Origin of the sequence: Pantoea eucrina (genome assembly GCF_002095385.1) — a bacterium.
Classification (GTDB): domain Bacteria; phylum Pseudomonadota; class Gammaproteobacteria; order Enterobacterales; family Enterobacteriaceae; genus Pantoea; species Pantoea eucrina.
In genome coordinates, this window is the sequence record NZ_MIPP01000002.1 from 21,241 (window position 1) to 45,550 (window position 24,310).

Consider the following 24,310-nt stretch of genomic DNA (forward strand, 5'->3'; position numbering starts at 1 on the left):
GATCGTTTCTGGCACATCGCTTGCTTACCTTTCTGTGGCATGGCAACTGACGCACACTTTTGCGCACGTTATTAAATCAATCAAATTGATTTAATTAATCTCTCACAGCTTTCAGGCGGACATATCATGAAAAAATCGGTTCACGGTTGTTTGGCACTGTTTCTGCTCGCCAGCGCTGCCAGCGCGACGGCGGCCACCTCACTCAATGCGCTGTTTATGACTCAGGCAGCCTATAGCGAGAGCGATATTCGCGCCATGACGCAGGCTTTTGAAAAAGCGAATCCGGACGTTAAGGTCAACCTTGAATTTGTGCCGTATGAAGCGCTGCACGACAAGATTGTCGCGGCACGGGGTGCGGGCGGAAATGGCTACGACGTGGTGCTTTTTGATGCGATCTGGCCGGCGGAATTCACAAAATTTAACCTGTTGCAGGATGTCAGCGGCCGTATCAGTGCCGAAGATAAGGCGCAGATTTTCCCCGGTGCGCTTAAAACCGTGGTGTTCAACGGTAAAACGCTCGGTATGCCGTGGATTCTGGACACCAAATATCTGTACTACAACAAAGCGATGCTGGAGAAAGCGGGCATCCGCGACCTGCCGCAAACCTGGCAGCAGGTAATGGATGACGCGCGCATTATTAAAGAGAAAAAGATCGTGAATTATCCGCTGGTGTGGAGCTGGTCTCAGGCGGAAGCGCTGGTATGCGACTACACCACGCTGGTCTCCGGCTTTGGCGGGCAGTTCTACCAGAACGGCAAACTTAACTTCTCCAGCCCCGCTTCACTGCAGGCGGTAAAACTGATGAAAAGCTCGCTTGATGACGGACTGACTAACCCCGCCTCACGTGAGTATCTGGAAGAAGATGTGCGCAAAGCGTTCTCCAATGGCGACGCCGCGTTCGCGCTGAACTGGACCTATATGTACAACATGGCCAACGATGCAAAACAGAGCAAAGTTGCGGGTCAGGTTGGCATTATGCCTGCACCTGGCGATGCGCCAGGCAAAGCGGGCGCGGTCAACGGCTCAATGGGGCTCGGGATCGCCAGCGGCAGCACCCATGCCGATCAGGCGTGGCAGTATATCCGGTACATGACCTCTCAGCCGGTGCAGAACAACTATGCCCGTCTGAGCCTGCCTATCTGGAAAAGCTCTTATCAGGATGCGGCGGTGATGAAAGATCAGGAGAGCCTGATTAAGGCAGCGGACACGTCGCTGAGCGTAATGCTGTCACGTCCTGAAACCGCAGACTATTCGCGTCTCTCCAGCACGCTGCAGCAGCAGCTGCAGCAGGTTTTGACCGGCGGCGCGACCCCGGAAGCCGCCATGCAGGCGGTCGATAAAAGTGCCGCGCGGCTGCGCTAAGGAGCGGGCATGCTGAGTTTGCGTCAACGTGAGCGACGGCAGGCATGGGTGCTGCTGGCCCCCATGCTGCTGGTCATGCTGCTGCTTACCGCCTGGCCGCTGATGCGGACCATCTGGCTGAGTTTTACCGACGCAGCCCTGATAAGCAGCGGCGATGCGCCCGGCTGGATCGGCGTGGAGAACTACCTGTACGCCTTAAGCGATCCCGACTTCCGGCTTTCGCTGTGGCGCACGCTCTATTTTACGCTGGTGTCGGTTGCTTTCGAGGCCGTCATTGGCGTGCTGGTGGCGCTGCTGCTTAATCAGCGGTTTACCGGCCGCAACGTGCTGCGCGTGCTGGTGATCCTGCCGTGGGCGCTGCCGACAATCGTTAACGCGATGATGTGGCGACTTAATTTTAATCCGGACTACGGCAGCGTCAACGCGCTGCTGACACAGCTCGGTATCCTGGATGGCTATCGCAGCTGGCTGGGTTCACCCGACTCAGCGCTTAACGCCGTGATGTTTGCTGATGTGTGGAAGAACTATCCGCTGGTTACGCTGCTGGTGCTGGCTGCGCTGCAGTCGATTCCGGACGATCTTTTTGAGGCGGCGCGCCTGGACGGCGCCTCAGCCTGGCGACGGTTTCGCGCCATTACCTTTCCGGCCATCGTCGGAGCGCTCAGCGTGGCGCTGGTGCTGCGCACCATTGATGCGTTCAAAATATTCGACATCATCTATGTCATGACCCGGGGCGGGCCGGTAGATAGCACCAAAACGCTCAGTTTCTACGTCTATCAGGAGTCGTTCAGCTATCTGCGCGCCGGCAGCGGAGCGGCCTATGCCATCCTGATGACGCTGCTGTGTGCCGTACTGATTGCGCTCTATATGCTGCTGCTGTGGCGGCAGCGTCGCCGGGGGAGTGCCCATGAAGCGTAAGATGATATCTGTGGCTAAATATGTGGCGGCAGCGCCGTGGCGCTGTCGGTTCTGGCCCCGATGGGCTGGCTGTTTCTGATGAGCGTCAGCGCCACCAGCGACCTGACGCGCGTGCCGCTGGAGTGGATACCGCGCCAGTGGGATTTCAGCCGCTACGGCCGGCTTTTGTCGCTGGCGCCGGGTGAACCGGGAACCCTGTTTCTGCATGCGCTGGGTAATAGTCTGCTGGTGGCGACGGGAGGAACGCTGGTCTGTCTGCTGCTGGCGATCCCGGCTGCTTTCAGCTTTTCGCGCTATCCCGGACGCGACGGCTGGCTGTTTGCGTCACTGGCCATCTATATGGTGCCGCCGGTGGCCTTTGTACTGCCGCTCTACTTTCTGCTGCAGCAGCTGGATCTGCTGAACACCCGCCCGGGTCTGATTATCGTTTACTGTTCGCTGATCCTGCCGTTTCTGACCTGGATGCTCAAAAACCAGTTTGACACTCTGCCGCGTGATATTGAACAGGCTGCGCGGCTTGATGGCCTGCGGGTGTGGCAGGTGCTGCTGCGCATCACGCTGCCGCTGGCAAAACCGGTTCTGGGCGCCGCAGCGCTGTTTGGCTGGCTGCTGGCGTGGGATGAATTTTTCTATGCCCTGCTCTTCACCAGCAATATTACGGCGCAAACGCTGCCGGTGACCATTGCCGGCTTTACTGCCGGACGCGCAACCGATGACGGCCTGATTGCCGCGGTTGGCATTCTGGCTTCGGTTCCCCCTCTGTTAATTGCTGTCTGGCTGCAGAAAACGCTGGTGAGCGGTCTGGCCAGCGGCGGGAGTAAAGGATGACAATTGACTGTAACGCAACGCTCTACGTCGCTGGCAACGTTAACGCCGATTTAATTATGGGTACGCTGGATAGCTGGCCACAGCGCGGCACTGAAGTCATGCTCCCTCAGAGTGAACTGCGTCCGGGCGGCTCGGCGGGTAACTGTGCGCTGGCACTGGAAGCGATGCAGGTTCGCCATCGCGCTGTCGCTAATCAGGGGAATGATGGCCTCAGCGCCTGGCTGGCGGGCTACTTCCCAAACAGTGCGGCGCACTGGAGACGCTACGCCTGCGAAACGTCTGTCACCGTTGGCATTACGCACAGCGATCACGAGCGCTCGTTTCTGAGCAATTTTGGTCACGTGGCGCAGCTCAGCGCGGATGACGTACTGGATCAAATCCCGCCGCGTGCCTCGCCGGGAGATATTGTCCTGCTGTGCGGCACTTTTCTCTGTCTGGCACTCACTACGCACTATGCCGCGCTGCTGCAGGCGCTGCGCCAGCGCGGCTTTGCGATCGCCGTAGACACCGGCTGGCCTCCGCAGGGCTGGAGCACAGAAGTACGGCAGCAGGTTGCCCGGTGGCTGCCGTTCTGCGACTGGCTGTTACTGAATGAAGCAGAGACGCTGGGCCTCGGCGCGGCGGCAACGCTGCCGGAGAGCGCACGGCAGCTGGCGGGAACCCTGAGCGGACGTGGCGGCTGCGTGGTGAAGCGCGGTAGTGCCGGTGCCGCCTGCTGGCAGGGTGCGCAGTGGCTGGAACAGCCTGCCACTCCCGTCACCGTCGTGGATACCATAGGAGCCGGTGACAGTTTCAACGCCGGCTTTCTCACCGCGCTGTTACATCAGCAGCCGCTGAGCCGCGCGCTGCAGTGGGGCATTGCCGTGGCATCACAGGCGATCAGCACGCAGCCACGCCGCTATCCCGGCTGGCAACAGCTGCCATTTTCAGCAGAGGAGAGGTAATTTATGGCCAGTATTGAGCTCGTCAGCGTCGCCAGACGCTACGGCAAACAGACGGTATTGCATCCGCTCAGTCTCAGCATTCCCGATGGCAGTTTTACCGTACTGGTTGGCCCGTCCGGCTGCGGTAAGTCCACGCTGCTGAGGCTGCTGGCCGGGCTGGATAGTTTGTCAGAGGGAACCATTCTGATGAACGATATACCGATTGGCGATCGCGACCCGGCCGACCGCGACATGGCGATGGTGTTCCAGAGCTACGCGCTCTATCCGCACCTTACCGTGGCTGAAAACCTCGCCTTTCATATGCAGGTTAAAAAGGTGGGCCGCGCGGAGCAGCAGAGTAAGATTGCGCGCGTTGCCGCTATTCTGGGTATCGATAAATTGCTGCAGCGCTACCCGCGCGCCCTCTCCGGCGGCCAGCGTCAGCGCGTGGCGATGGGCCGGGCGATGGTGCGAAATCCTCAGGTTTTCCTGTTTGATGAACCGCTATCTAATCTCGATGCTCAGCTGCGCATGGAGCTGCGGGCGGAAATCAAAGCGCTGCACCAGCGTTTTAAAACCACCATGATTTATGTCACGCACGATCAGGTCGAGGCGATGACGCTGGCCGATCAGATTGTGGTAATGCGCGAAGGTCAGATCGTTCAGCAGGGCGCCCCGCTCAGCATTTACGATCGTCCTGCGGATCTGTTTGTCGCCCGCTTTATCGGCTCGCCTCCGATGAATCTGCTGCCGGCGCACCTGGTAACGCGTGATGGCGTGCCGGGCATTGAATGTGAAGATCTCTGGCAGCCGCTTCCTCCGCGCTGGCAGCACGCGGCACAGGAAGGGGCTGCGCTGATGATTGGCATCCGCCCCCACGATTTGATACCGGCGATGCAGGGCAGTCTGGCGCAGGTCGCCGTTACGGAGATCACCGGAGAATCCACGCTGCTGCATCTGACGTGGCACGGGCATACGCTGCATATGCAGGTACCTGGCCGTCACGCAGCAGGCAGCGGCGATCCGCTGACGATTGCGCTGCGCATGGAAAAAATCCACCTGTTCGATGCGCAGAGTGGCCAGCGTCTGCCGGAAGCGCCGCCGTTACCGTGAACGTTATCCTTCTGCGGGTGTGGTTGCCACGTTGTCATGCTGCATTAAGGCGATCGCCACCAGTACCAGCATGGAGAGCAGTTCAGTCCCCAGCGTACCGCTGATAGCACTCAGCCAGGATCCGGTCTGGCTGAAATGGCAGAATACGCCGCCCAGCAGCATCGGCCCCAGCCCCATCGCCGACTGCTGCACGGTCGACAACATGGCGCTGCCGGCGCCCGCCTGATGATGCGGAATATCGCGCATGCCAATACGGTAGAAGGTACTGACAATAAAAGACTGACCAAATCCAATGAGTGCCGTGGCTGGCGCCAGCGCAAGAATACCCGCCTGCGGCCACCGGAGCTGCAGGGTTGCCATCAGAGCCAGCAGGCCGGTGATCTGAATAGCACAGCCAGCCAGCAGCATTGTGCGCGTACCAAAGCGCGTGACCAGTGCGGTCGACCGCATGGCACCGATAAAATAGGCTACCCCCAGCGCTATGAAAGCGTTACCGGAGTCAAAGGCGCTGAAGCCAAGCCCGGACTGCAGCGTCAGAGCCATGACAAACATAAACCCGCTCCAGCAGGAGAAAAAGATAACGGCAAGCGTAAGGCTGAAACGCACGCCGGGTAAACGCAGCAGTGACGGGGGCAGCAGCGGTGAATGGCCTGACGCTTCAGCACGCACAGAGACCCGTCGCAGCTGCAGCAAAAACAGCGGCGCCAGCAGCAGTAACAGCACGCATGGCCAGCGCCAGTTCAGCACCGGCCCCAGCGCCAGGCTCAGCAACAGTGCGCCTGTGGCTCCGCCCAGCAGCAGCGCACCGCTGATATCAACCGGTACGCGGGTCGCATTGCGGGTTTCCGGAATAAAGCGGCGCGCAGCCACCAGTACGCCCAGACAGATCGGCAGGTTGATCAGAAACACGCTGCGCCAGCCATACCCACCCGGATCGGCTTTGATAAGAAAGCCGCCCAGCACCTGACCAATCACGAACGCCAGCCCGCCCATTCCGCCATAGAGACCAATCGCCCGCGCATGCTCCCTGCCCTGCAGCGTAATATGCAGCGTTGCCAGGATCTGCGGCACGATAAGTGCCGCACCCACTCCCTGCAGCGCGCGGGCAAACATCAGCATCCCGGCCCCGCTTGCCATACCGCACAGCAGCGAAGCCAGGGCAAAGATCCCGACACCGCTGATAAAAACCCGGCGCCGCCCATAGTTATCTCCGAGCCGCCCTCCCATCGCGAGGCAAACGGCAAAAGTAATACCATAGACAGCAACAATCAGCGCCAGCTGGGTGGGCGTTGCCTGCAGGCTATGCGCCATTGCATCCAGCGCCACGTTAACGATTGAAAAGTCGATCATAGGCAGTAAGAGTCCGGCCAGCAGTACCATCAGACCCGCCTGACGAAGTTGCGGAGTGTGCATCAGTTTCACCTTGTTTTCGTGTTCATTGCGGCATAGCATCTGCTGAAAAATAACCGGGTACCAGTTTTTGATTATCATGGTATTAAAACCACCCGTCTGGCCGGAGAAATGACGCTGATGTCGATTCAACCCGCTGTAAACTTTGCTGAAAAAGAGGTTCATACGAATCGCAAACTGCTGGGCGCCTTTTTGCGTTCCCGACGGGAAAACCTCGATCCTGTCAGGCTGGGTCTGCCGCGTATGCGCCAGCGGCGCACGCCGGGCCTGCGCCGCGAAGAGGTCGCCCAGCTGGCTGATGTCGGCGTCACCTGGTACACCTGGCTGGAACAGGGTCGCGATATTAAAGCGTCGCTGAAAACGCTGACGGCGATCGCATCAGCACTGCAGTGTAATGATGTTGAAACGCAGCATCTTTTCTCACTCGCCGGTCATAAACTGCCCGCCCTTCAGGTTGCCGCCTGCTGCAAACTCGCTGAGCATAATCAGCAGATGCTGGATGCTATCCAGCTGCCGGCCATTATTGAGACACCGCGTTTTGACATCATTGGCTATAACGCTGCGTGGTGTGCGCTGATGGGTATAGATCTGGCAAGCGTAGAGGCTGAGGATCGCAACTGTATCTGGCTGGCGTTTAATCATCCCGGCTGGCGCGGCATGATACGCGACTGGGATGAAGTCATGCCGCAGATGGTGGCCATGTTTCGCGGCCAGATGGGAGAACACCTTGGCGATCCGCACTGGGAAAGCTTTCTCACCCGGCTGATTAACAGTTCTGATGAATTTGCACAGACCTGGCAGCGTTACGAGCTGGGAAAAGTGGAGAATCGGATCAAGCGTTTCTGGCGGGCGGAAACCGGGGAATTTACGCTGCGTCAGAATAACTGGTGGTCCGCTTCACGCAATGGTGACCGCCTGCTGGTTTACGTCCCGGCGGACGAAACAAGCGCAGCGGCACTGGAAAAACTCATTGCCGGATATCAGGCGCTGCGCTCCACAAATGCGTTAATCTGACTATGCTTACTTCATGATAAATAATCAGGAGAAAGCATGAAATTTCTTTATTTCGTTGCGCTTATTGCGGCGGCGGGTTATTTGCTGGCATTTCTGCCTAAATTGCGTACCCGGCGTGAACCCGTTGCTTACTGGGGCTGCTGGGCCTGGCTGGGCCTGAACGCGGTTTACTGGTCGGTATATGCTGTACGCAACTATTTCCCGCACTGAAATATTATTCAGGAGTAATGTATGTCTGAAATTAATCGCGATCGGATGCCCTATCTGCTTTATTTTGCCCGCCAGCGTCTGCTGTTAGAAAATATCGATGCCAAAGTAGTTGATATTGGCAGCGCAGAAATCGTGGGTAATCATTTTCGCTGGAAACTGGATGGTAAAAACGCTCAGGGTGAAACCGCAAAAGAGGTGGATGAGCTGCTGGAAGAGGTTGAACGGCATCTGAGTTTTCTGTTTGTTGATGGTCAGTTCACCAGCCTGCCTGATGTCAGTGAAGATTACGGCGACAGGCTGGATAACATGCCGTTTGTTGAAGTGTCGCTTTCTGAACTCAGCGACCGTGACGAAGGCAGCGTACGCTGAATTTCTGTTATGCAGGCTGCCACGCGGCAGCCTCCATAGCGTCAGGCTTCAGCAGTAGCCGATTTCATTCCCGGCACCAGAATGATTTTGCGGCAATCCTCTTTGCGTTTATCAAAGATCTCATACCCCTCTGCCGCCGCATCCAGCGGCATATGATGCGTAACAATCTCTTCCGGCGTTAATAATCCCTGTTCAATCAGCGACAGCAGCCGTGGCAGATAGGCGTGCACGTGCGTTTGTCCCATTTTGAAAGTCAGCCCTTTATCGAACGCATCGCCAAACATGAAGCCATGGATAAAACCGGCATAGACGCCCGGCACGCTGACCACCCCACCGCGACGTACGGCCGCAATACACTGACGCAGCGCTTTGCCGCTGCTGCCTTCAAGTTTCAGATTGCTGAGGACGGTTTCGGTCAGGCTGCCTTTGGCTTCAAAGCCCACTGCATCAATCACCGCATCCACGCCGCGGTTCCCTTTGGTATGGTCAATAATCCAGGCTGCGGGATCGTCAATCTCGTCAAAATTTATCGGCGTAACGCCATAGCGCTGACGGGCAAACTCCAGACGATAGGCGTTATGATCAATCATAAAGATATCTTCGGCACCCATCAGCCTTGCACAGGCGGCGCTAAGCAGACCTACCGGGCCGGCACCAAAGATCGCGACGCTTGAGCCTTTATCCAGCCCGGCATTCTGCACCGCCTGCCAGGCGGTCGGGAGGATATCGGACAGAAACAGCACTTTGTCATCCGGCAGCGCCAGCGGCACTTTGAACGGGCCGGTATTCGCTTTCGGCACGCGAACATATTCTGCCTGTCCGCCGGGTATTCCGCCATAAAGATGACTGAACCCAAACAGGGCGGCGGGTGGCGTGATATTTTTTTTATTGAGTATCGCACCGCGACCCGGATTAGTGGTTTCACAGGCGGCATACTGATGCAGATGGCAGAAGAAGCAGTCGCCGCAGGCGACCACAAACGGCACCACCACGCGGTCGCCAATCGCCACATTGGTTACGGCACTGCCAGCTTCCACCACTTCACCCATAAATTCATGACCAAATATATCGCCATGTTCAGTTTTTGGGATCTTACCGCGATATAAATGCAAATCAGAACCGCAGATAGCGGTTGCAGTGACACGCAGAATAATATCATCCGCTTCCTGCAATACCGGATCGGGAACCGTTTCAACGCGTACTTTGTGCGGGCCATGATAGGTTAACGCTTTCATTCTTAACTCCTCATTAATAAGCGCAGCAGGTGCCTGACATTATTTAAGGCGAATTGCCTGAGCCTGGCATCAATTGCTGATTAGGCAAGCGCATCGGCAGTTCTGCCCGCGCGGTGCAACCGCGTTGCAGCTGCGCCGGAACGTGGCGCTCAGCAGCAGAAAAACTACCAAATTGGTTAAAAAAAACACTGGATATAACCACAGTAAGTTGTATACTTATCCAGCAGTCTTGATGACTGAATGACGTTTTAAGAGGTGATACGAATGATGATCTCAACGGAAATTCTTGCTGCTCAAACCGCGTCTCTGCTGATGAGCAGCCGTGACCTCGCCAGACTGACTGGCATCACGCACGGCGAAGTGAAGCGCCTGATTAAAAGCCTGGAAACCGCACAGCGCCTTTCCCAGCCTGTTACGGTCAGTCTTTACGAGCATGAAGGTGAGAGCCGTCAGGAGTTTCTGCTCAATAAACGCGACTCGTTACTCGCCATAGCCCGACTTTCGCCCGGCTTTACTGCCGATCTGCTCGATCGCTGGCAGGAGAAAGAAAAGATCGCTCAGCTGCCGGACTTCACGGATCCGGCCGAAGCAGCCCGTGCCTGGGCGGAGCAATTTGAACAGCGGCGGCGCGCAGAGCAGCAGCTGGCACTCTCTGCACCAAAAGCGGAGTTTTTTGACCGTTTTACTGAGGTCAATGAAGCGCTGGGATTTCGTCAGCTCTGTAAAATGCTGAAGGTCAAAGAGACTGACTTCCGGCAGTTCCTGCTTGAACGCAATATTATGTACCGCGAGAAAAATACGCTGGCACCACAGAAACATCACGTGCAGGCGGGCTATTTCTCTTTCCGCACCGGTACGGGTGAAAATCAGCACGCGTTCTCACAGGCCCGCTTTACCGCAAAAGGCGTGAAATGGGTTGCAAGCCTGTGGGCGGGTCACCTGGCCTCTCATCCTGCAGGCGTCGCCGCCTGATACAGCAGAGCCGATGAACAGACATCGGCTCTGCCTGCTTACTTGTGCTGATGCCGCTGACGCTGTAGCTGATGGCGAAACTGCCTGACCTCCTGCGGTGACCAGCACCGGCTGGAGAGCGGCAGCTCTTCATCAATTGCAGAGGGGAGCGGCACCTTCTCCAGCGTGCCGCGATTACAGATAGCGCGAATCAGCACGGCGGGAGAGACGCCCAGATAGCGCGCCATATCCGATAAACGCATTAGTGATTTGCTCATTGCTGCCTCCGGTTATTTCCTGACTAAAGGTATCTTCCTGCAATGCTGATGGCTGAAATTTGATCGCGATCGGCAAGTTCGTTTTTTTAGGTTAAAAAATAACCTCTTCTGCCTCTCTTCCCTGCTCTGCGCGCTGCTGTTTCTGAGGATGCTGACAGCAATGTATTCCGATCTGCCGGGCCTGATGCCATACCAGCCAGCCGGAACGGTAAATTAATATAAATAATTGGTTTCTGAGACTTAACGTGTCATCACCGCTGGCATTCTTCCCCTGCGCAGTCTACGGTTAATAAAAAAAGCGCCACGTTTATTAACCATGGATAGCCGCTATGACCGCCCATGCCGAAATTGCAGCAAATCAGGAAAACGATCTTCGCCAGCTTTGCCATGCTCTGCAGGAGAATCTTGAGCTGCTACTGCCAGCCGGACAGCCCTCCGATCGCGTGCGGGCCGCTATGCGTGCCGGCACGCTGCCGAGCGGTAAGCGCATACGTCCGCTGCTGCTGTTACTGGCGGCGCGTGACATGGGCTATGACCTGACAAAGCGTGGCATTCTCGATCTCGCCTGCGCGGTTGAAATGGTGCATGCGGCCTCGCTGATACTGGATGATATTCCCTGCATGGACGATGCGCTGATGCGACGCGGTCGTCCCACCGTGCATCGCGAGTTTGGCGAAAACGTGGCTATCCTGGCAGCAGTCGCGCTGCTCAGCCGCGCTTATGAAGTTATCGCGCTCGCGCCGGATTTGCCCTCCCAGCACAAAACAGACGCCATTGCTGAACTCTCTGCGGCGGTAGGTTTGCAGGGGCTGGTTCAGGGGCAGTTTCAGGATCTGCATGAAGGTGGACAGAGCCGCAGCCCGGAAGCGATTGCCATAACTAACGAACTGAAAACCAGCGTGCTTTTTCGCGCTGCGCTGCAGATGGCGGCGATTGTGACTGATGCTGCGCCGGTAATGCGTCAGAAACTCAGCTACTTTGCGCAGGATCTGGGCCAGGCTTTTCAGCTCCTGGACGATCTTGCTGATGGCTGCAAACATACCGGTAAAGATATTCATAAAGATCAGGGCAAATCGACGCTGGTTCAGATGCTGGGTGCTGACGGTGCGGAGCGCCGTTTGCGTGAGCATCTGCGCTCCGCTGATGAACATCTTGCCTGCGCCTGTCACCGCGGCGTTGCAACCCGTCAATATATGCATGCCCTGTTTAATCAGCAGCTGGCAATGTTCAACTAACGCGGATCATCTATGGGGCATTTTGCCGTTATTGCGCCGCCACTCTATAGCCATTTTCACGCGCTTCAGTCACTGGCACAGACCCTTATCAGCCGCGGGCATCATATTACCTTTATCCAGCAGGCCGACGCACGTACGCTGCTGACCGATGAACGCATCGCCTTTACCCCGGTGGGTGAACAAACTCATCCGGCCGGCTCTCTGGCGGCGGCTCTGCAACGCCTGGCCGCGCCCGGTGGCCTTTCCCTGTTTCGCGTAATCAATGATATGGCTGAAACCACCGATATGCTGTGTCGTGAATTACCGGCGGCATTGAAAAAACTGCAGGTGGATGGCGTGATTGCCGATCAGATGGAGGCAGCGGGCGGGCTGGTGGCTGAGGCGCTGGGCCTGCCGTTTATTTCCGTTGCCTGCGCGCTGCCGGTTAATCGCGAAGCGGGCATTCCGCTGGCGGTGATGTCGTTTCGCTATGGTCAGGATGAGAAGGCGCTGAAGCGTTTTGCGGCCAGCAGCCGCATGTATGACCGCATCATGCGTCGTCATCGCCACGTTATCGCTTACCATGCGCGCGCATTTGGTTTATCGCCACGTTCAGGCCTGCAGGATTGCCTCTCATCGCTGGCCCAAATCAGCCAGCTGGTGCCGGCATTTGATTTTCCGCGCCATCAGCTTCCCGCCTGCTATCACGCCGTAGGGCCGCTGCGTCAGCAGAGTATCACGACTCATCTGCCGCCGCCGTGGCCCGCGCTGCGTCAGCCGGTGGTTTACGCTTCGCTGGGTACACTTCAGGGACGCCGCTTTCGGCTCTTTCTGCGCCTGGCGCGCGCCTGCTGCAATCTCGGATTATCACTGGTTGTTGCCCACTGCGGCGGGCTGACCGCGCATCAGGTACGCAAGCTGGAGCTGGCTGGAGCAGCTGGGTAACCGATTTTCTCGACCAGCACGCTGCCCTGCAGCATGCTCAGGTATTTATTACGCACGCCGGGCTGAACAGCGCGCTGGAAGCGCTGGCGCAGGGCATTCCAATGCTGGCGCTGCCTATTGCGTTTGACCAGCCCGGTGTGGCATCGCGTATCGAATGGCATGGCGTGGGGCGTCGCGCCTCACGCTTCAGCCGTACTCATCAGCTGGAGACACATTTGCAACTGCTGCTGTCCGATTCTCACTACCGTCTGCGCATGTCCGCGATTCAGGCGCAGCTGCAGCGCGCTGGCGGCTGTCAGCGTGCGGCTGATATCGCTGAACAGGCGCTGTGCCGGCAACAGATTGTGCTGGCGGAGGCGACCTGATGTCAGAAACGCATGCCGATCTTATTCTGGTGGGGGCCGGGCTGGCAAACGGGCTGATCGCCCTGCGGCTGATGCAGCTGCAGCCGGCCCCTGACATTCTGCTGCTGGAGAGTGCCGCTCAGCCGGCAGGCAATCATACCTGGTCGTTTCACCGCGACGATGTCAGTGACGCACAGTTTACCTGGCTGGAGCCGCTGCTATCCGCGCGCTGGCCAGGCTATCAGGTCCGCTTTCCGGCGCTGCGGCGTAATCTGCGCGGGGAGTATTGTTCCGTCGCCTCACAGGACTTCGCCCGCCATCTGCGCGAAACGCTGGGAGACAGGTTGCGCACTGCAGCGCCCGTGCGCAGCGTAACACCGCAAAGCGTAACCCTGGAAAACGGCGATGTGCTGCACGCCCGCGCCGTGATTGATGGACGCGGCCTGCAGCCCACGCCACATCTGCGGCTTGGTTATCAGTCGTTTGTCGGTCAGGAGTGGCATCTGGCGCGTCCGCACGGCCTGCAGCAGCCGGTACTGATGGATGCCACGGTCGATCAGCACAGCGGCTATCGCTTTGTCTATACCCTGCCGCTCAGCGCTGAACGGCTGCTGATTGAAGATACCCACTATATCAATCACGCCACGCTCGATAGCGAACAGGCACGACAAAACATCATGCACTATGCAGAGCAGCAGGGCTGGCAGCTAAGCCGCCTGTTGCGTGAAGAACAGGGTTCCCTGCCGATCACGCTTGATGGTGATATTGAACGCTTCTGGCAGCAGCAGCAGGGTCAGCCCTGCAGCGGGCTGCGCGCCGGACTGTTTCATGCGACCACGGGCTATTCGCTGCCCTCTGCCGTTGCGCTGGCGGATGAGATCGCGGCTGCCCTGCCCTGTAATGCAGAAATGCTCAGCCAGCGTATTGAACAGTTTGCCCGCCGCCAGTGGCGCGAGCAGCATTTTTTCCGCCTGCTCAATCGTATGCTGTTCCTTGCCGGACGGCCGGAAAAACGCTGGCAGGTTATGCAACGTTTTTACCGGCTTGATGCCGGTCTTATCAGTCGCTTTTACGCCGGAGAGCTCTTTCTCAGGGATAAAGCACGCATATTATGCGGTAAACCACCGGTGCCGGTGGGAGAAGCGCTGCGCGCACTGTTGATGACTCCTTCGCTACCAGGGAAGAAAGAATGAAACGTACTTATGTGATTGGCGCGGGCTTTGGCGGCCTGGCTCTGGCTATTCGTCTGCAGGCGGCTGGTATTCCGACCACGCTACTGGAGCAGCGTGATAAACCCGGCGGGCGCGCTACGTATGGCAGGATGAGGGCTTTACCTTTGATGCCGGTCCGACGGTGATCACCGATCCCAGCGCCATTGAAGCGCTTTTCACGCTGGCCGGAAAAAAACTCAGCGACTACGTTGAGCTGATGCCGGTCACGCCCTTTTATCGTCTCTGCTGGGAAGATGGCAAGGTGCTTGATTATGACAATAATCAGACCCTGCTGGAGCAGCAGATCGCCGCGTTTAATCCGCAGGATGTTGAAGGCTATCGCCGGTTTCTTGCCTATTCACAGGCGGTATTTAAAGAGGGGTATCTCAAACTCGGCACGGTGCCATTCCTGAATTTTCGCGATATGCTGCGCGCCGGCCCGCAGCTGGGCCGCCTGCAGGCGTGGCGCAGCGTATACGATATGGTGGCAAAATTTATTCAGGACGATCATCTGCGCCAGGCCTTTTCGTTCCACTCTTTACTGGTGGGCGGTAATCCGTTTGCAACATCCTCTATCTACACTTTGATTCATGCGCTGGAACGCGAATGGGGCGTCTGGTTTCCGCGAGGCGGTACCGGCGCGCTGGTCGATGGCATGGCGCGGCTGTTTCGCGACCTCGGCGGCGAGCTGCTGCTTAATGCCGAAGTGAGCCAGCTGGAAACGCAGGGTAATCGCATCAGCGGCGTGCAGCTAAAAGATGGACGTCGCTTTGACGCCAGTGCCGTAGCCTCCAATGCTGATGTCGTACATACCTATGACCGGCTGCTGCAGCACCATGCGGTCGCTCGTAAGCGCGCCGCCACGCTGAAGCGGAAGCGAATGAGTAATTCGCTGTTTGTACTCTATTTTGGCCTGAACCAGCCGCACGCTCAGCTGGCGCACCATACGGTCTGCTTCGGCCCGCGTTACCGCGAGCTGATTAATGAAATATTTAACAGCAGCCAGCTGGCGGACGATTTCTCGCTCTACCTGCATGCACCCTGCACCACCGATCCGTCGCTGGCACCGGCAGGCTGCGGCAGTTTTTATGTGCTGGCGCCGGTTCCGCACCTTGGCACTGCCGCAATCGACTGGCAGCAGGAAGGGCCGCGCTTCCGCGACCGTATTTTTGCTTATCTTGAGGAGCACTACATGCCAGGCCTGCGCGATCAGATAGTGACACAGCGTATGTTTACGCCGGAAGATTTCCGCGACACGCTGCACGCACATCAGGGCTCAGCGTTTTCGCTGGAGCCGATCCTTACCCAAAGCGCCTGGTTCCGGCCGCATAACCGCGACGCCGACATCAGCAATCTCTACCTGGTTGGTGCGGGCACGCATCCCGGCGCTGGCGTTCCGGGTGTCATCGGCTCAGCTAAAGCTACCGCGCAGCTGATGGTAGAGGATCTTGCCGGATGAATCAGCCTCCCCTGATTGAGCAGGTCACGCAGACCATGGCGGCGGGCTCGAAAAGCTTCGCTACCGCAGCAAAGCTTTTTGATCCGGCTACGCGCCGCAGCACGCTGATGCTCTATGCCTGGTGTCGTCACTGTGATGATGTGATTGACGGCCAGACGCTGGGTGAAGGTGGCACGCAACATCAGGTGGCAGACGCACAAACGCGCATGCAGCATCTGCAGATTGAGACCCGCCGCGCATACAGCGGCGCGCATATGGATGAACTCGCCTTTCGTGCGTTTCAGGAAGTGGCGCTGACGCATGAACTTCCGCCCCAGCTGGCGTTTGATCATCTGGAGGGGTTCGCTATGGACGCGCGCGAAGAGCGCTACATCACCTTTGATGACACACTGCGTTACTGCTATCACGTAGCGGGCGTCGTGGGTCTGATGATGGCGCGCGTAATGGGCGTACGCGATGAGAACGTACTCGATCACGCCTGCGATCTCGGCCTGGCGTTTCAGCTGACAAATATTGCACGTGATATTGTTGAAGATGCGCAAAACGGGCGCTGCTATCTGCCGCAAAGCTGGCTGACGGAAGCCGGGTTACGTGCCAGTCAGCTGGCCGATCCCCACTATCGTGCGGCGATAGCGCCGCTGGCTGCACGCCTGGTAGCAGCGGCAGAGCCTTACTACTATTCGGCCCGCAGCGGGCTGCCCGATCTGCCGCTGCGCTCGGCGTGGGCTATCGCGACGGCCCACGGGGTGTATCGCGAAATCGGGGTAAAAGTGCAGGATGCGGGTATGCGGGCCTGGGATGCCCGGCAGCGCACCAGCAAAGGGGAGAAGCTGGCGCTGCTGCTCAAAGGCGCGGGGATTGCGCTTACTTCTCGCGTGGCGCGTCCGCAGCCGCGTCCTGCTGGTCTGTGGCAGCGGCCGCGTTAGGTTTGCGACCGTGACGTTCACGCAGCGTAGCCTGCAGCTTATGCAGCGGCGGTGCGTAGAGAAAACCAAACGAGACGCAACCTTCACGCCCGCGCACCGCATGATGCATCCGATGCGCCATATATAAACGCTTCAGATAGCCTTTGCGCGGAATGTAGCGAAACGGCCAGCGCTGATGCACCAGCCCATCATGCACCATAAAATAGAGCGCGCCGTAGGTGGTCATACCGGCGCCGATCCACTGCAGTGGCCACATGCCCTGCACGCCATAGTAAATCAGCCCGACTGAGAGCACGGCAAACACAACGGCGTAAAGGTCGTTGAGTTCAAACCTGCTGGTATGCGGTTCATGATGAGAGAGATGCCAGCCCCATCCCCAGCCGTGCATAATATATTTGTGCGAGAGCGCCGCCACTGCTTCCATCAGTGCAACGGTTGCCAGCAAAATAAGCGTGTTCCATAACCAGAGCATGGTGCGTCCATTTTAAAAGGTCAAAGAGTAAAGGTGGACTGCGATACGGGATGCCGCAAGTCAGCATAGGTGAAATAAGCGCGAGGGTCACGCTTATCTCCGCCACAGCCGGGTCAGCTGGCATCGCGCGACAGCGGTTCTTTCAGCGGGGTTTTCGCCAGCGTGCGCGCCAGCAGTGATGAATAGAGCGGCTTGCCGCCAAAAAACTGTGCCGCCAGCGTAGCGCCCAGACAGGTAATGATCATCGGCAGGATCAGCTGATAATTGCTGGTCATCTCCAGCACCAGCACAATCCCCGTCAGCGGCGCGCGGACCGACGCGGCAAACAGCGCACCCATACCGGCAACCGCAAAGGTGCCCGCTTCCAGATGCCACGCCGGAAACCAGGCTATAGCGATCTGGCCAAAACAGGTGCCCAGCAGCGTACCCAGCGTCAGCATGGGCGCAAAAATGCCGCCCGGTGCGCCGGAGGCAAAGCAGCAGAGCGTCACCAGCGTGCGCAGCATAAAAAGACCAAACAGCATCAGCGCGCTATATTCGCCGCCAGAGAATGCCGGGATCAGCGTTATCCCGCCACCGGCCGCCTGCGGCAGCAGCATACTCAGTACACCGCAAAGTCCGGCCAGCACGCTGCCCCACAGCACCCACGCCGTGGTGCGCCCGCGATGCAGACGCTGAAAGCGATCCTGCATGGTGAAGATCAGCCGGTTAAACGCGACGCCGACAGCGCCAAACACCACCCCCAGCAGCAGATAGAGCCATAACGTATCAGTGGGCGCATCTCTGAGCTGGCCGATATTGATAATAGGGCTATTGCCCTCGCAGAGCCGGTAGACGATGCTGGCCATAATGACGCCAACAAATACCGCTTTGATTGAAACCAGATTGTAGCGAAACTGCGGGCGCATCTCTTCAATAATAAATAAAATCCCCGCCAGCGGTGCGTTGAAGGCCGCTGCAAGACCGGCTGCCGCACCGGTTGCGAGCAGCGTGTGGCGTGATTCAGCGCTGCGCAGGCGAAACAGATCGCTGCACATGCCGCCGATATTCCCGCCCAGCTGCACCGTCGGTCCTTCCCGACCCAGCACCATCCCGGAACCGAGTGCGCCCATGCCGCCAAAAAATTTTACCGGTAATACGCGCCACCAGCGTACCGGGCGCAGCTCTTCCAGCGCACCTTCAATTTCCGGAATGCCCGAGCCACCCGCCTCAGGCGCAAAGCGGCGCACCAGAAAATAGCCCACGCCGCCCATGATGGCAGAGGCGGCAAAGGCAGAGATCGCTCCGGTCACGAAACCGCTATGCTGTGCAGTGAGCGTATCGATACGCAGCTGCAGCATCAGGTTGACCGCCCGGTTAAATGCCACACCCACCAGGCCGGTCAGGGTGCCGACCAGCGCCGCCAGCAGCAAAAGCCTTACCGGCGTGGTGTCCCGGCGCAGCAGCGTTTGCAGCCGCATAAACCGGCCAGGGCGACGCATAGTCTCTTCAGCGTCAGAAGGTGTAACAGGCATCAGTTTCTCCTCATCAGAAATCCATGTGCAGCGTCCCGGCGCCCTGCACCGTTCCAGCATAGTCAAAAGCGGGCAGCCCGTAACCTGGTCATTCGCAACAGAATTTTACGTTGCGGTTAATTCATATACAGTCCGCAACCGCGCTGTCACCGCGCGCGACAGAATGTGTCACAGAATTGCGGCTGGCGGATTGACGCGGCGCCTGCAAATCACCATCATCCTGGCCATCGCCCTTGTGGCCAGATTCATTACTATCGGAGCGGGATGTGTCAGAACTCAGTAACGCATTGCTTGAAGAGATTATCAGCGAGGTCCGGCCGCTGACGCAGCAGGGAAAGGTGGCGGATTATATTCCGGCGCTGGCGGACGTGGAGCCTGACCAGCTGGGGATCGCAATCTGTACCCCGTCAGGTGAGTGCTATCAGGCGGGTGATGCCGCTACGCGCTTTTCAGTGCAATCCATCTCTAAGGTGCTGTCGCTGACGGTGGCCCTGACGCTGTATGAAGACGCTGAAATCTGGCAGCGCGTGGGTAAAGAGCCATCCGGACAGGCGTTTAATTCGCTGGTCCAGCTGGAGCTGGAACAGGGCAAACCGCGTAACCCCTTTATTAACGCCGGCGCGCTGGTGATGTGCGATTTGCTGGAGAGCCGCCTGACGGCTCCGCGCCAGCGCATGCTGGAATTTGTCCGTGGCCTGGCGCAGCAGGAGGATATTCTGTATGACCGCGGCGTCGCGCGCTCTGAGTATGAGCACTCTGCCCGGAACGCTGCCATTGCCTGGCTGATGAAATCGTTTGGCAATTTTAATAACGATGTCAGCAAGGTGATGGAGACCTATTTTCACTACTGTTCGCTGGCCATGAGCTGCAACGAACTGGCGCGTACATTTCTCTATCTGGCCAACCAGGGACGCACACAGGATAATCGCCGGGCGGTGATCTCGCCGCGTCAGGCGCGTCAGGTGAATGCGCTGATGATGACCAGCGGCATGTATGATGGCGCCGGCGAATTTGCCTGGCGGGTGGGCATGCCGGCCAAATCCGGCGTGGGCGGCGGCATTATTGCGGTGATCCCGGGGGAGATGAGCATTGCCGTCTGGTCTCCGGCGCTGGATCGCTCAGGCAATTCACTGGCCGGCACCGCGCTGCTGGAGAAGCTGAGCGACCGCCTGGGCCGCTCGGTATTCTGACCCTTAGCTCACCTGATTACGCGGTTTATCCTGCGCAAACGCCTCCAGGTTGGCTTCAATACCGCGCAGCAGATTCGCCACGCCCTGCCGGGTTGCCCAGGCGATATGCGGCGTCAGCAGCAGCCGGGGCACGCCGGGTTGCAGCAGCGGATGCGTAGCGTGTGGCGGCTCACTGCTCAGCACGTCCAGCGCCGCGCCGCCGAGGGTTCCCTGACGCAGCGCGGCCGCCAGATCCTCCTCTTCAATCAGTCCGCCGCGAGCGGTGTTGATCAGTAACGCGCCCGGTTTCATCGCGGCCAGCGTCTGCCGGTTGATCATCTGCTGCGTCTGCGGCGTCAGCGGGCAGTGCAGCGTCAGTACGTCGCTGCGCGCCAGCACCTCATCAAAGGCGGTATAGCCGGCGCGGACGGCTGCCGCCCCCGGCCGTTCAGCATAGAGCACCGTCATACCCAGCGCCTGCGCCATCTCACCCGCTGCGCTGCCAATATCGCCTTTGCCGACCACGCCCAGTACCGCACCCTGAATATCCTGCAGCGGCTCGCGATGGATACAAAAGTGCGGCGAGGCGGGCCACGCGTCGCGGCTGCTGATGGCGTAATCCATCAGATGTCGCCGCAGCGCGAACAGCGCAGCGATTACCCCCTCCGCCACGCTGCGGGTGGAGTAGCCGGGTACATTGCTGACCACAATACCCTGCGCCCGGCAGGCGTCAAGGTCGATACAGTCATAGCCGGTAGCCGTGACACAGATATAGCGCAGTTCAGGCAGCTGCCGCAGCGTGTCGGCGCGCAGCGGGACTTTATTGGTCATGGCTATCGTCGCCCCCTGCAGGGCAGACACAATCTCCGCGGGTGCGGTCTGTCCGCGCCAGACCCATGCACTGCACCATTCTGGCTGCGCCGGCCGTTCGGGCAGCGTATCACCATCCAGCATCACTATTTTCATCTTCGCTCCGCTTTATTGTTTCTGCACTGTTCTCATCAGGTTGCATTAAGGTTAACAAAAACGGCGTCCGGGGTGAGCTTTTTCAAAAAATGCGAATTATTTCCCTCTCCGGCGGCGTTTGTTTAACGCGGCAGCGGCAATCGCGTTACAATTCCGCCTCTTCTCTGACGTGACCTGCTATCTGCTATGACGGTTTTACCTGCACTTCGCCAGCGCCTAACTGCCTGCCTCGCCATTCTGGCGGTGCTGCTGCTGTTTGTTGCGCCGGTGGTGTCGAAAAGCCTGATTGAGCAGCAGCGCGTTTCGCAGCCTGCCCCGGCCATGATGGAGATGGATCATCATCAGATGATGGAGCACGCCATGCCGGGCATGATGCATCATGACGCGGACGACGGCGAACTTGCCTGCGGCTACTGCGATCTGCTGGTGCATGTGCCGCTGATGATTTGGGTGTTTATTCCCTTTATCTGGCTGATGCTGCTTCACTCCCGTGCGCCACCGCTGCCGCGGCGCGCGGCACCCGTAGTGCGCAGGCAGGTGGCCATACCCCGTCCGCGCGGACCGCCTTCCCCGCTTCTTAACTGAATCCGCTTTAACGTGGCGCGGACGCAGCGTGCTGCCCGTCGCCCCGGTTGTTTACTTTCAGAAGGAAGACGCTTTTGTCTGCTGTTAATTCTGCAGCACCGCGCGGCGCGGTGCTCAATCTGCTTCGCCGCCTGCATTTTTATATCGGCCTGTTCGTTGCGCCGTTTATCTTTATTGCTGCGCTGAGCGGCACGCTCTATGTGCTCACGCCTCAGCTCGAACAGCTGGTCTATCACGATGCGCTGACGGTAACGCCCGCTGGTGAACCGCAGCCGCTGTCGGCTCAGATCGGCGCGGCACGTGCCAGGGCTGGCGCAGATGCGCATATTTACGCGGTGCGACCGGCACCGGGTGCAGAGGAGACCACCCGCGTGCAGTTCAGCGATCCGGCGCTGGGCGCCTCGACCTCGCGCGCGCTGTTTATCGATCCCTATACCCTGCAGATAAAGGGAGATATGCCGGTCTATGGAACCAGCGGCATACTGCCGCTGCGCACCACGCTCGATTTGCTGCACAGCAGCCTGCTGCTGGGCGATGCCGGACGCAACTACAGCGAGCTGGCGGCAAGCTGGCTCTGGGTAGCCGCGCTGGGTGGCGTGGTGTTGTGGCTGGCGACCCGGCCGAAGCGCCGGCTTAAACCGGCACGCAGCGGGTTGGCTTTCAGCCGCCACTGGCACGCCACCCTGGGACTGGTGCTGCTGCTCGGTCTGCTGTTCTTCTCTGTGACCGGCCTCACCTGGTCACAGTGGGCAGGCGCGAACATCGATAAAATGCGCAGTGAGCTGAACTGGCTGACGCCACAGGTCAGAACGGTACTCGATCCGGATGCACCGGCCGCCCCCGCCGATCCGCACGCCGATCATCACAGTATGTCAGTGACCGATATGGCGGCGATGCGCAAACCCGGCATGCCCATGATGAAACCGGCGCCTGCCAATATGCCCGATGCTGACTGGGACCAGGCGCTGAATGCCGCGCGCGCGAACGGGATTGATGCAGCGAAAGTGGAGCTGCGCCAGCCGAAAAACAGCGGCAGCGCCTGGACCGTTACGGAAATCGATCGCCGCTGGCCCACGCAGGTGGATGCGGTGTCGGTGGATCCGCACAGTTTCGCGATTGTGGATCGCGCTGAATTTGCCCGCTTCCCGCTGGTGGCAAAACTGACCCGCTGGGGCGTGGATGCTCATATGGGTGTGCTGTTTGGTCTGCCCAATCAGCTGCTGCTGGCTCTCTTTGGTCTCGGCCTCTGCACCATGATTGTGCTGGGCTACCGCATGTGGTGGCTGCGCCGCCCCGCTTCGGCTGCTACCAGCCCGCTTGAGACGCTAACGGCAAGCTGGCTGGCGCTGCCGCTCACGGCGCGCCTGCTCTCCCTGCTGCTGGCCGTAGCGCTGGGGTATGCGCTGCCGGTCATGGGTGTCAGCCTGCTGCTGTTTTTAGCCATCGATTATCTGCGCTGGCGCAGACAGCAGCGTACGCCAATGACTGAAGCGGAGATCCTCGCTGCACAGCAGTCGCCGCTGGGCATTATTCGCGCCCGCTTTACGGTCAAACGTAAAGAGATGCGCTATTTTCTGCGCGGCCTGTTCATTCTGGCGCTGATTGTCGGTACGGTGATGAGTAATGCGATTATCGGTGGCGTGATCGATCAGTATGGTATTCCGTTCAGCCACTGGTCGCTGACCATGTATCTGACGCAGGGCTTTATGATTACGCTCTATACGCTGGTATTTACCGGACTGATGTCGATTCCGCTCTGGTACTTCTTTCTCGGCGAGCAGGACGATTCAGCAAACAAAGGGTAAAAAAAAGAGGTGGCTGAGCCACCTCTTTTCATCTCTGCATCAGAAATCAGCTTTCAGCACAACGCGGTAGTTCGCTTTACCGGCGCGCACATGCTCCAGCGCATCGTTGATTTTTGACATCGGGAACTCTTCTACCTGCGGCGCGATATCAGTACGCGCGGCGAGGCGCATCAGCGTACGCAGCTGGCCCGGCGAGCCGGTAGAGGAGCCGGTTACCGCGCGATCGCCCATGATCAGGGTAAATGCCGGAACCGGGAACGGCTTCATTACTGCACCGACGGTATGGAACTTACCGTGCGGGGCCAGCGCCTGGAAATAGGGCTGCCAGTCGAGATCGACCGCAACCGTACTGATAATCAGGTCAAACTGACCCGCCAGCGCCTTCAGCGCTTTTGGATCGCGGCTGTTGACCACGCGATCGGCGCCCATCGCTTTAACAGATTCAGTTTTGCTGGCGTTTGAACTAAACGCGGTCACCTCTGCACCCATGGCACGCAGCAGTTTGATGGCCATATGGCCCAGACCGCCAATTCCGATGACGCCGACGCGGCTGTTAACGTTGATGTTGTGCATCAGCAGCGGTTTGAATACGGTAATACCACCGCAGAGCAGCGGGCCGGCTGACGTGATATCAATTGATTCCGGTAGCGGGATCACCCACTGCCAGTCCGCACGCAGGTGGCTGGCGAAGCCGCCTTTGTTCATAATGGTCGGGACAGAGCCTTTTTCGCAGTTTACCTGCTCGCCGTTAATACAGGCATCGCAGTGCTGACAACTTTTCGCCGTCCAGCCGATGCCCACGCGCTGGCCCACTTTCAGCCCTTTGTTTTGCGCTGCGGCTCCCAGCTCGCTGATGCGGCCGATAACTTCATGCCCGGCAATGACCGGGAAAGAGGAGATGCCCCACTCATTGTCGATCATAGAGAGATCGGAGTGGCAGACACCGCAGTAGTCCACTTCGACCATCACCTCTTCCGCGTTCAGCGGACCAGCTTCATATTCGTGCGGCACCAGTGCTTCGCCCGCTTTCATCGCGGCATAGCTTTTGATTTTCATTCCAGTCCTCTGTTTTTTAGTTACGACCCGGCA

General features: G+C 58.6%; 21 protein-coding genes and 3 pseudogenes. 17 read left to right on the forward strand and 7 right to left on the reverse strand.

What is annotated here, in order from left to right:
- The first annotated feature begins 126 nt into the window (after positions 1-126).
- The 5 genes and pseudogenes from HA43_RS01395 (at position 127) to HA43_RS01415 (ending at position 5,144) form a co-directional block, all read left to right on the forward strand.
- Positions 127-1,362, forward strand: a complete 1,236-nt coding sequence (locus tag HA43_RS01395; protein ID WP_094110764.1) for an extracellular solute-binding protein — start codon at positions 127-129, stop codon at positions 1,360-1,362.
- Positions 1,363-1,371: 9 nt separating this feature from the next.
- Positions 1,372-2,280 (forward strand): carbohydrate ABC transporter permease, encoded by a 909-nt coding sequence (locus tag HA43_RS01400; protein ID WP_094110765.1) that lies wholly within the window; start codon positions 1,372-1,374, stop codon positions 2,278-2,280.
- Positions 2,270-3,108: pseudogene (locus tag HA43_RS01405) on the forward strand (carbohydrate ABC transporter permease). Before HA43_RS01400 ends, HA43_RS01405 begins: the two are co-directional and overlap by 11 nt.
- A complete protein-coding gene (locus HA43_RS01410; protein WP_094110766.1) occupies positions 3,105-4,052 on the forward strand; it encodes a carbohydrate kinase family protein in 948 nt (315 codons plus the stop codon). Before HA43_RS01405 ends, HA43_RS01410 begins: the two are co-directional and overlap by 4 nt.
- A gap of 3 nt (positions 4,053-4,055) precedes the next feature.
- Entirely contained in the window at positions 4,056-5,144 is a 1,089-nt protein-coding gene (locus tag HA43_RS01415; RefSeq protein WP_094110767.1) for an ABC transporter ATP-binding protein, read from the forward strand.
- Between the two features lie 3 nt (positions 5,145-5,147).
- Here the strand turns inward: HA43_RS01415 and HA43_RS01420 are convergent, their stop codons facing one another.
- Entirely contained in the window at positions 5,148-6,557 is a 1,410-nt protein-coding gene (locus HA43_RS01420; RefSeq protein WP_094110877.1) for an MFS transporter, read from the reverse strand.
- A gap of 117 nt (positions 6,558-6,674) precedes the next feature.
- Between HA43_RS01420 and HA43_RS01425 the strand changes: the two genes are divergently transcribed.
- The 3 genes from HA43_RS01425 to HA43_RS01430 are packed head-to-tail and all read left to right on the forward strand — an operon-like array spanning position 6,675 to position 8,147.
- Positions 6,675-7,568, forward strand: coding sequence for a helix-turn-helix transcriptional regulator (locus HA43_RS01425; RefSeq protein WP_094110878.1), 894 nt, complete (start codon positions 6,675-6,677; stop codon positions 7,566-7,568).
- A 36-nt stretch (positions 7,569-7,604) separates the two neighbouring features.
- Positions 7,605-7,778 (forward strand): hypothetical protein, encoded by a 174-nt coding sequence (locus HA43_RS18960; protein WP_166714220.1) that lies wholly within the window; start codon positions 7,605-7,607, stop codon positions 7,776-7,778.
- 21 nt (positions 7,779-7,799) lie between these two features.
- Positions 7,800-8,147 carry a hypothetical protein gene (locus HA43_RS01430; RefSeq protein WP_040113654.1) on the forward strand — a complete coding sequence of 116 codons (348 nt, stop codon included), beginning with the start codon at positions 7,800-7,802 and terminating at the stop codon, positions 8,145-8,147.
- A gap of 41 nt (positions 8,148-8,188) precedes the next feature.
- On the opposite strand, the gene HA43_RS01435 is transcribed toward HA43_RS01430, so the two are convergent.
- Complete coding sequence (locus tag HA43_RS01435; protein ID WP_040113656.1) at positions 8,189-9,382, reverse strand: zinc-dependent alcohol dehydrogenase; 1,194 nt, start codon at positions 9,380-9,382, stop codon at positions 8,189-8,191.
- Between the two features lie 264 nt (positions 9,383-9,646).
- On the opposite strand from HA43_RS01435, the gene HA43_RS01440 reads away from it, so the two are divergent.
- Entirely contained in the window at positions 9,647-10,354 is a 708-nt protein-coding gene (locus tag HA43_RS01440; protein ID WP_094110768.1) for a phage antirepressor KilAC domain-containing protein, read from the forward strand.
- Between the two features lie 38 nt (positions 10,355-10,392).
- On the opposite strand, the gene HA43_RS01445 is transcribed toward HA43_RS01440, so the two are convergent.
- A complete protein-coding gene (locus HA43_RS01445; protein WP_040113660.1) occupies positions 10,393-10,611 on the reverse strand; it encodes a hypothetical protein in 219 nt (72 codons plus the stop codon).
- A gap of 329 nt (positions 10,612-10,940) precedes the next feature.
- Here HA43_RS01445 and HA43_RS01450 point away from each other — a divergent pair, with 329 nt between their 5' ends.
- From HA43_RS01450 to crtB, 5 genes and pseudogenes are all read left to right on the forward strand, one after another.
- Positions 10,941-11,846 (forward strand): polyprenyl synthetase family protein, encoded by a 906-nt coding sequence (locus tag HA43_RS01450; RefSeq protein WP_071668403.1) that lies wholly within the window; start codon positions 10,941-10,943, stop codon positions 11,844-11,846.
- Between the two features lie 12 nt (positions 11,847-11,858).
- A pseudogene (locus tag HA43_RS01455) lies at positions 11,859-13,135 on the forward strand (glycosyltransferase).
- A complete protein-coding gene (crtY, locus tag HA43_RS01460) occupies positions 13,135-14,307 on the forward strand; it encodes a lycopene beta-cyclase CrtY (protein ID WP_094110769.1) in 1,173 nt (390 codons plus the stop codon). The pseudogene HA43_RS01455 and the gene crtY overlap by 1 nt, the downstream one beginning before the upstream one ends.
- A pseudogene (locus HA43_RS01465) lies at positions 14,304-15,784 on the forward strand (phytoene desaturase). Before crtY ends, HA43_RS01465 begins: the two are co-directional and overlap by 4 nt.
- On the forward strand, positions 15,781-16,710 hold the full coding sequence (crtB, locus tag HA43_RS01470) for a 15-cis-phytoene synthase CrtB (protein WP_094110770.1): 930 nt from the start codon (positions 15,781-15,783) through the stop codon (positions 16,708-16,710). Before HA43_RS01465 ends, crtB begins: the two are co-directional and overlap by 4 nt.
- Here the strand turns inward: crtB and HA43_RS01475 are convergent.
- A complete protein-coding gene (locus HA43_RS01475; RefSeq protein ID WP_065647494.1) occupies positions 16,649-17,182 on the reverse strand; it encodes a sterol desaturase family protein in 534 nt (177 codons plus the stop codon). The two genes, crtB and HA43_RS01475, sit on opposite strands and share 62 nt — an antisense overlap.
- A gap of 113 nt (positions 17,183-17,295) precedes the next feature.
- Positions 17,296-18,696 carry a H(+)/Cl(-) exchange transporter ClcA gene (gene clcA, locus HA43_RS01480; protein ID WP_094110771.1) on the reverse strand — a complete coding sequence of 467 codons (1,401 nt, stop codon included), beginning with the start codon at positions 18,694-18,696 and terminating at the stop codon, positions 17,296-17,298.
- 266 nt (positions 18,697-18,962) lie between these two features.
- On the opposite strand from clcA, the gene glsB reads away from it, so the two are divergent.
- Entirely contained in the window at positions 18,963-19,886 is a 924-nt protein-coding gene (glsB, locus tag HA43_RS01485; RefSeq protein ID WP_094110772.1) for a glutaminase B, read from the forward strand.
- A 3-nt stretch (positions 19,887-19,889) separates the two neighbouring features.
- Here glsB and HA43_RS01490 read toward each other — a convergent pair whose 3' ends face one another.
- Positions 19,890-20,831, reverse strand: coding sequence for a D-2-hydroxyacid dehydrogenase (locus HA43_RS01490; RefSeq protein ID WP_094110773.1), 942 nt, complete (start codon positions 20,829-20,831; stop codon positions 19,890-19,892).
- 186 nt (positions 20,832-21,017) lie between these two features.
- On the opposite strand from HA43_RS01490, the gene HA43_RS01495 reads away from it, so the two are divergent.
- Together HA43_RS01495 and HA43_RS01500 are read left to right on the forward strand one after the other, a co-directional pair.
- The gene (locus tag HA43_RS01495; RefSeq protein ID WP_094110774.1) at positions 21,018-21,416 is read left to right on the forward strand and encodes a DUF2946 domain-containing protein; all 399 of its coding nucleotides are present in this window, start codon (positions 21,018-21,020) and stop codon (positions 21,414-21,416) included.
- Positions 21,417-21,490: 74 nt separating this feature from the next.
- Positions 21,491-23,221, forward strand: a complete 1,731-nt coding sequence (locus HA43_RS01500; RefSeq protein ID WP_094110775.1) for a DUF2534 family protein — start codon at positions 21,491-21,493, stop codon at positions 23,219-23,221.
- A gap of 39 nt (positions 23,222-23,260) precedes the next feature.
- Here HA43_RS01500 and ahr read toward each other — a convergent pair whose 3' ends face one another.
- Positions 23,261-24,277 (reverse strand): NADPH-dependent aldehyde reductase Ahr, encoded by a 1,017-nt coding sequence (gene ahr / locus HA43_RS01505; protein ID WP_040113682.1) that lies wholly within the window; start codon positions 24,275-24,277, stop codon positions 23,261-23,263.
- Between the last annotated feature and the right edge of the window lie 33 nt (positions 24,278-24,310).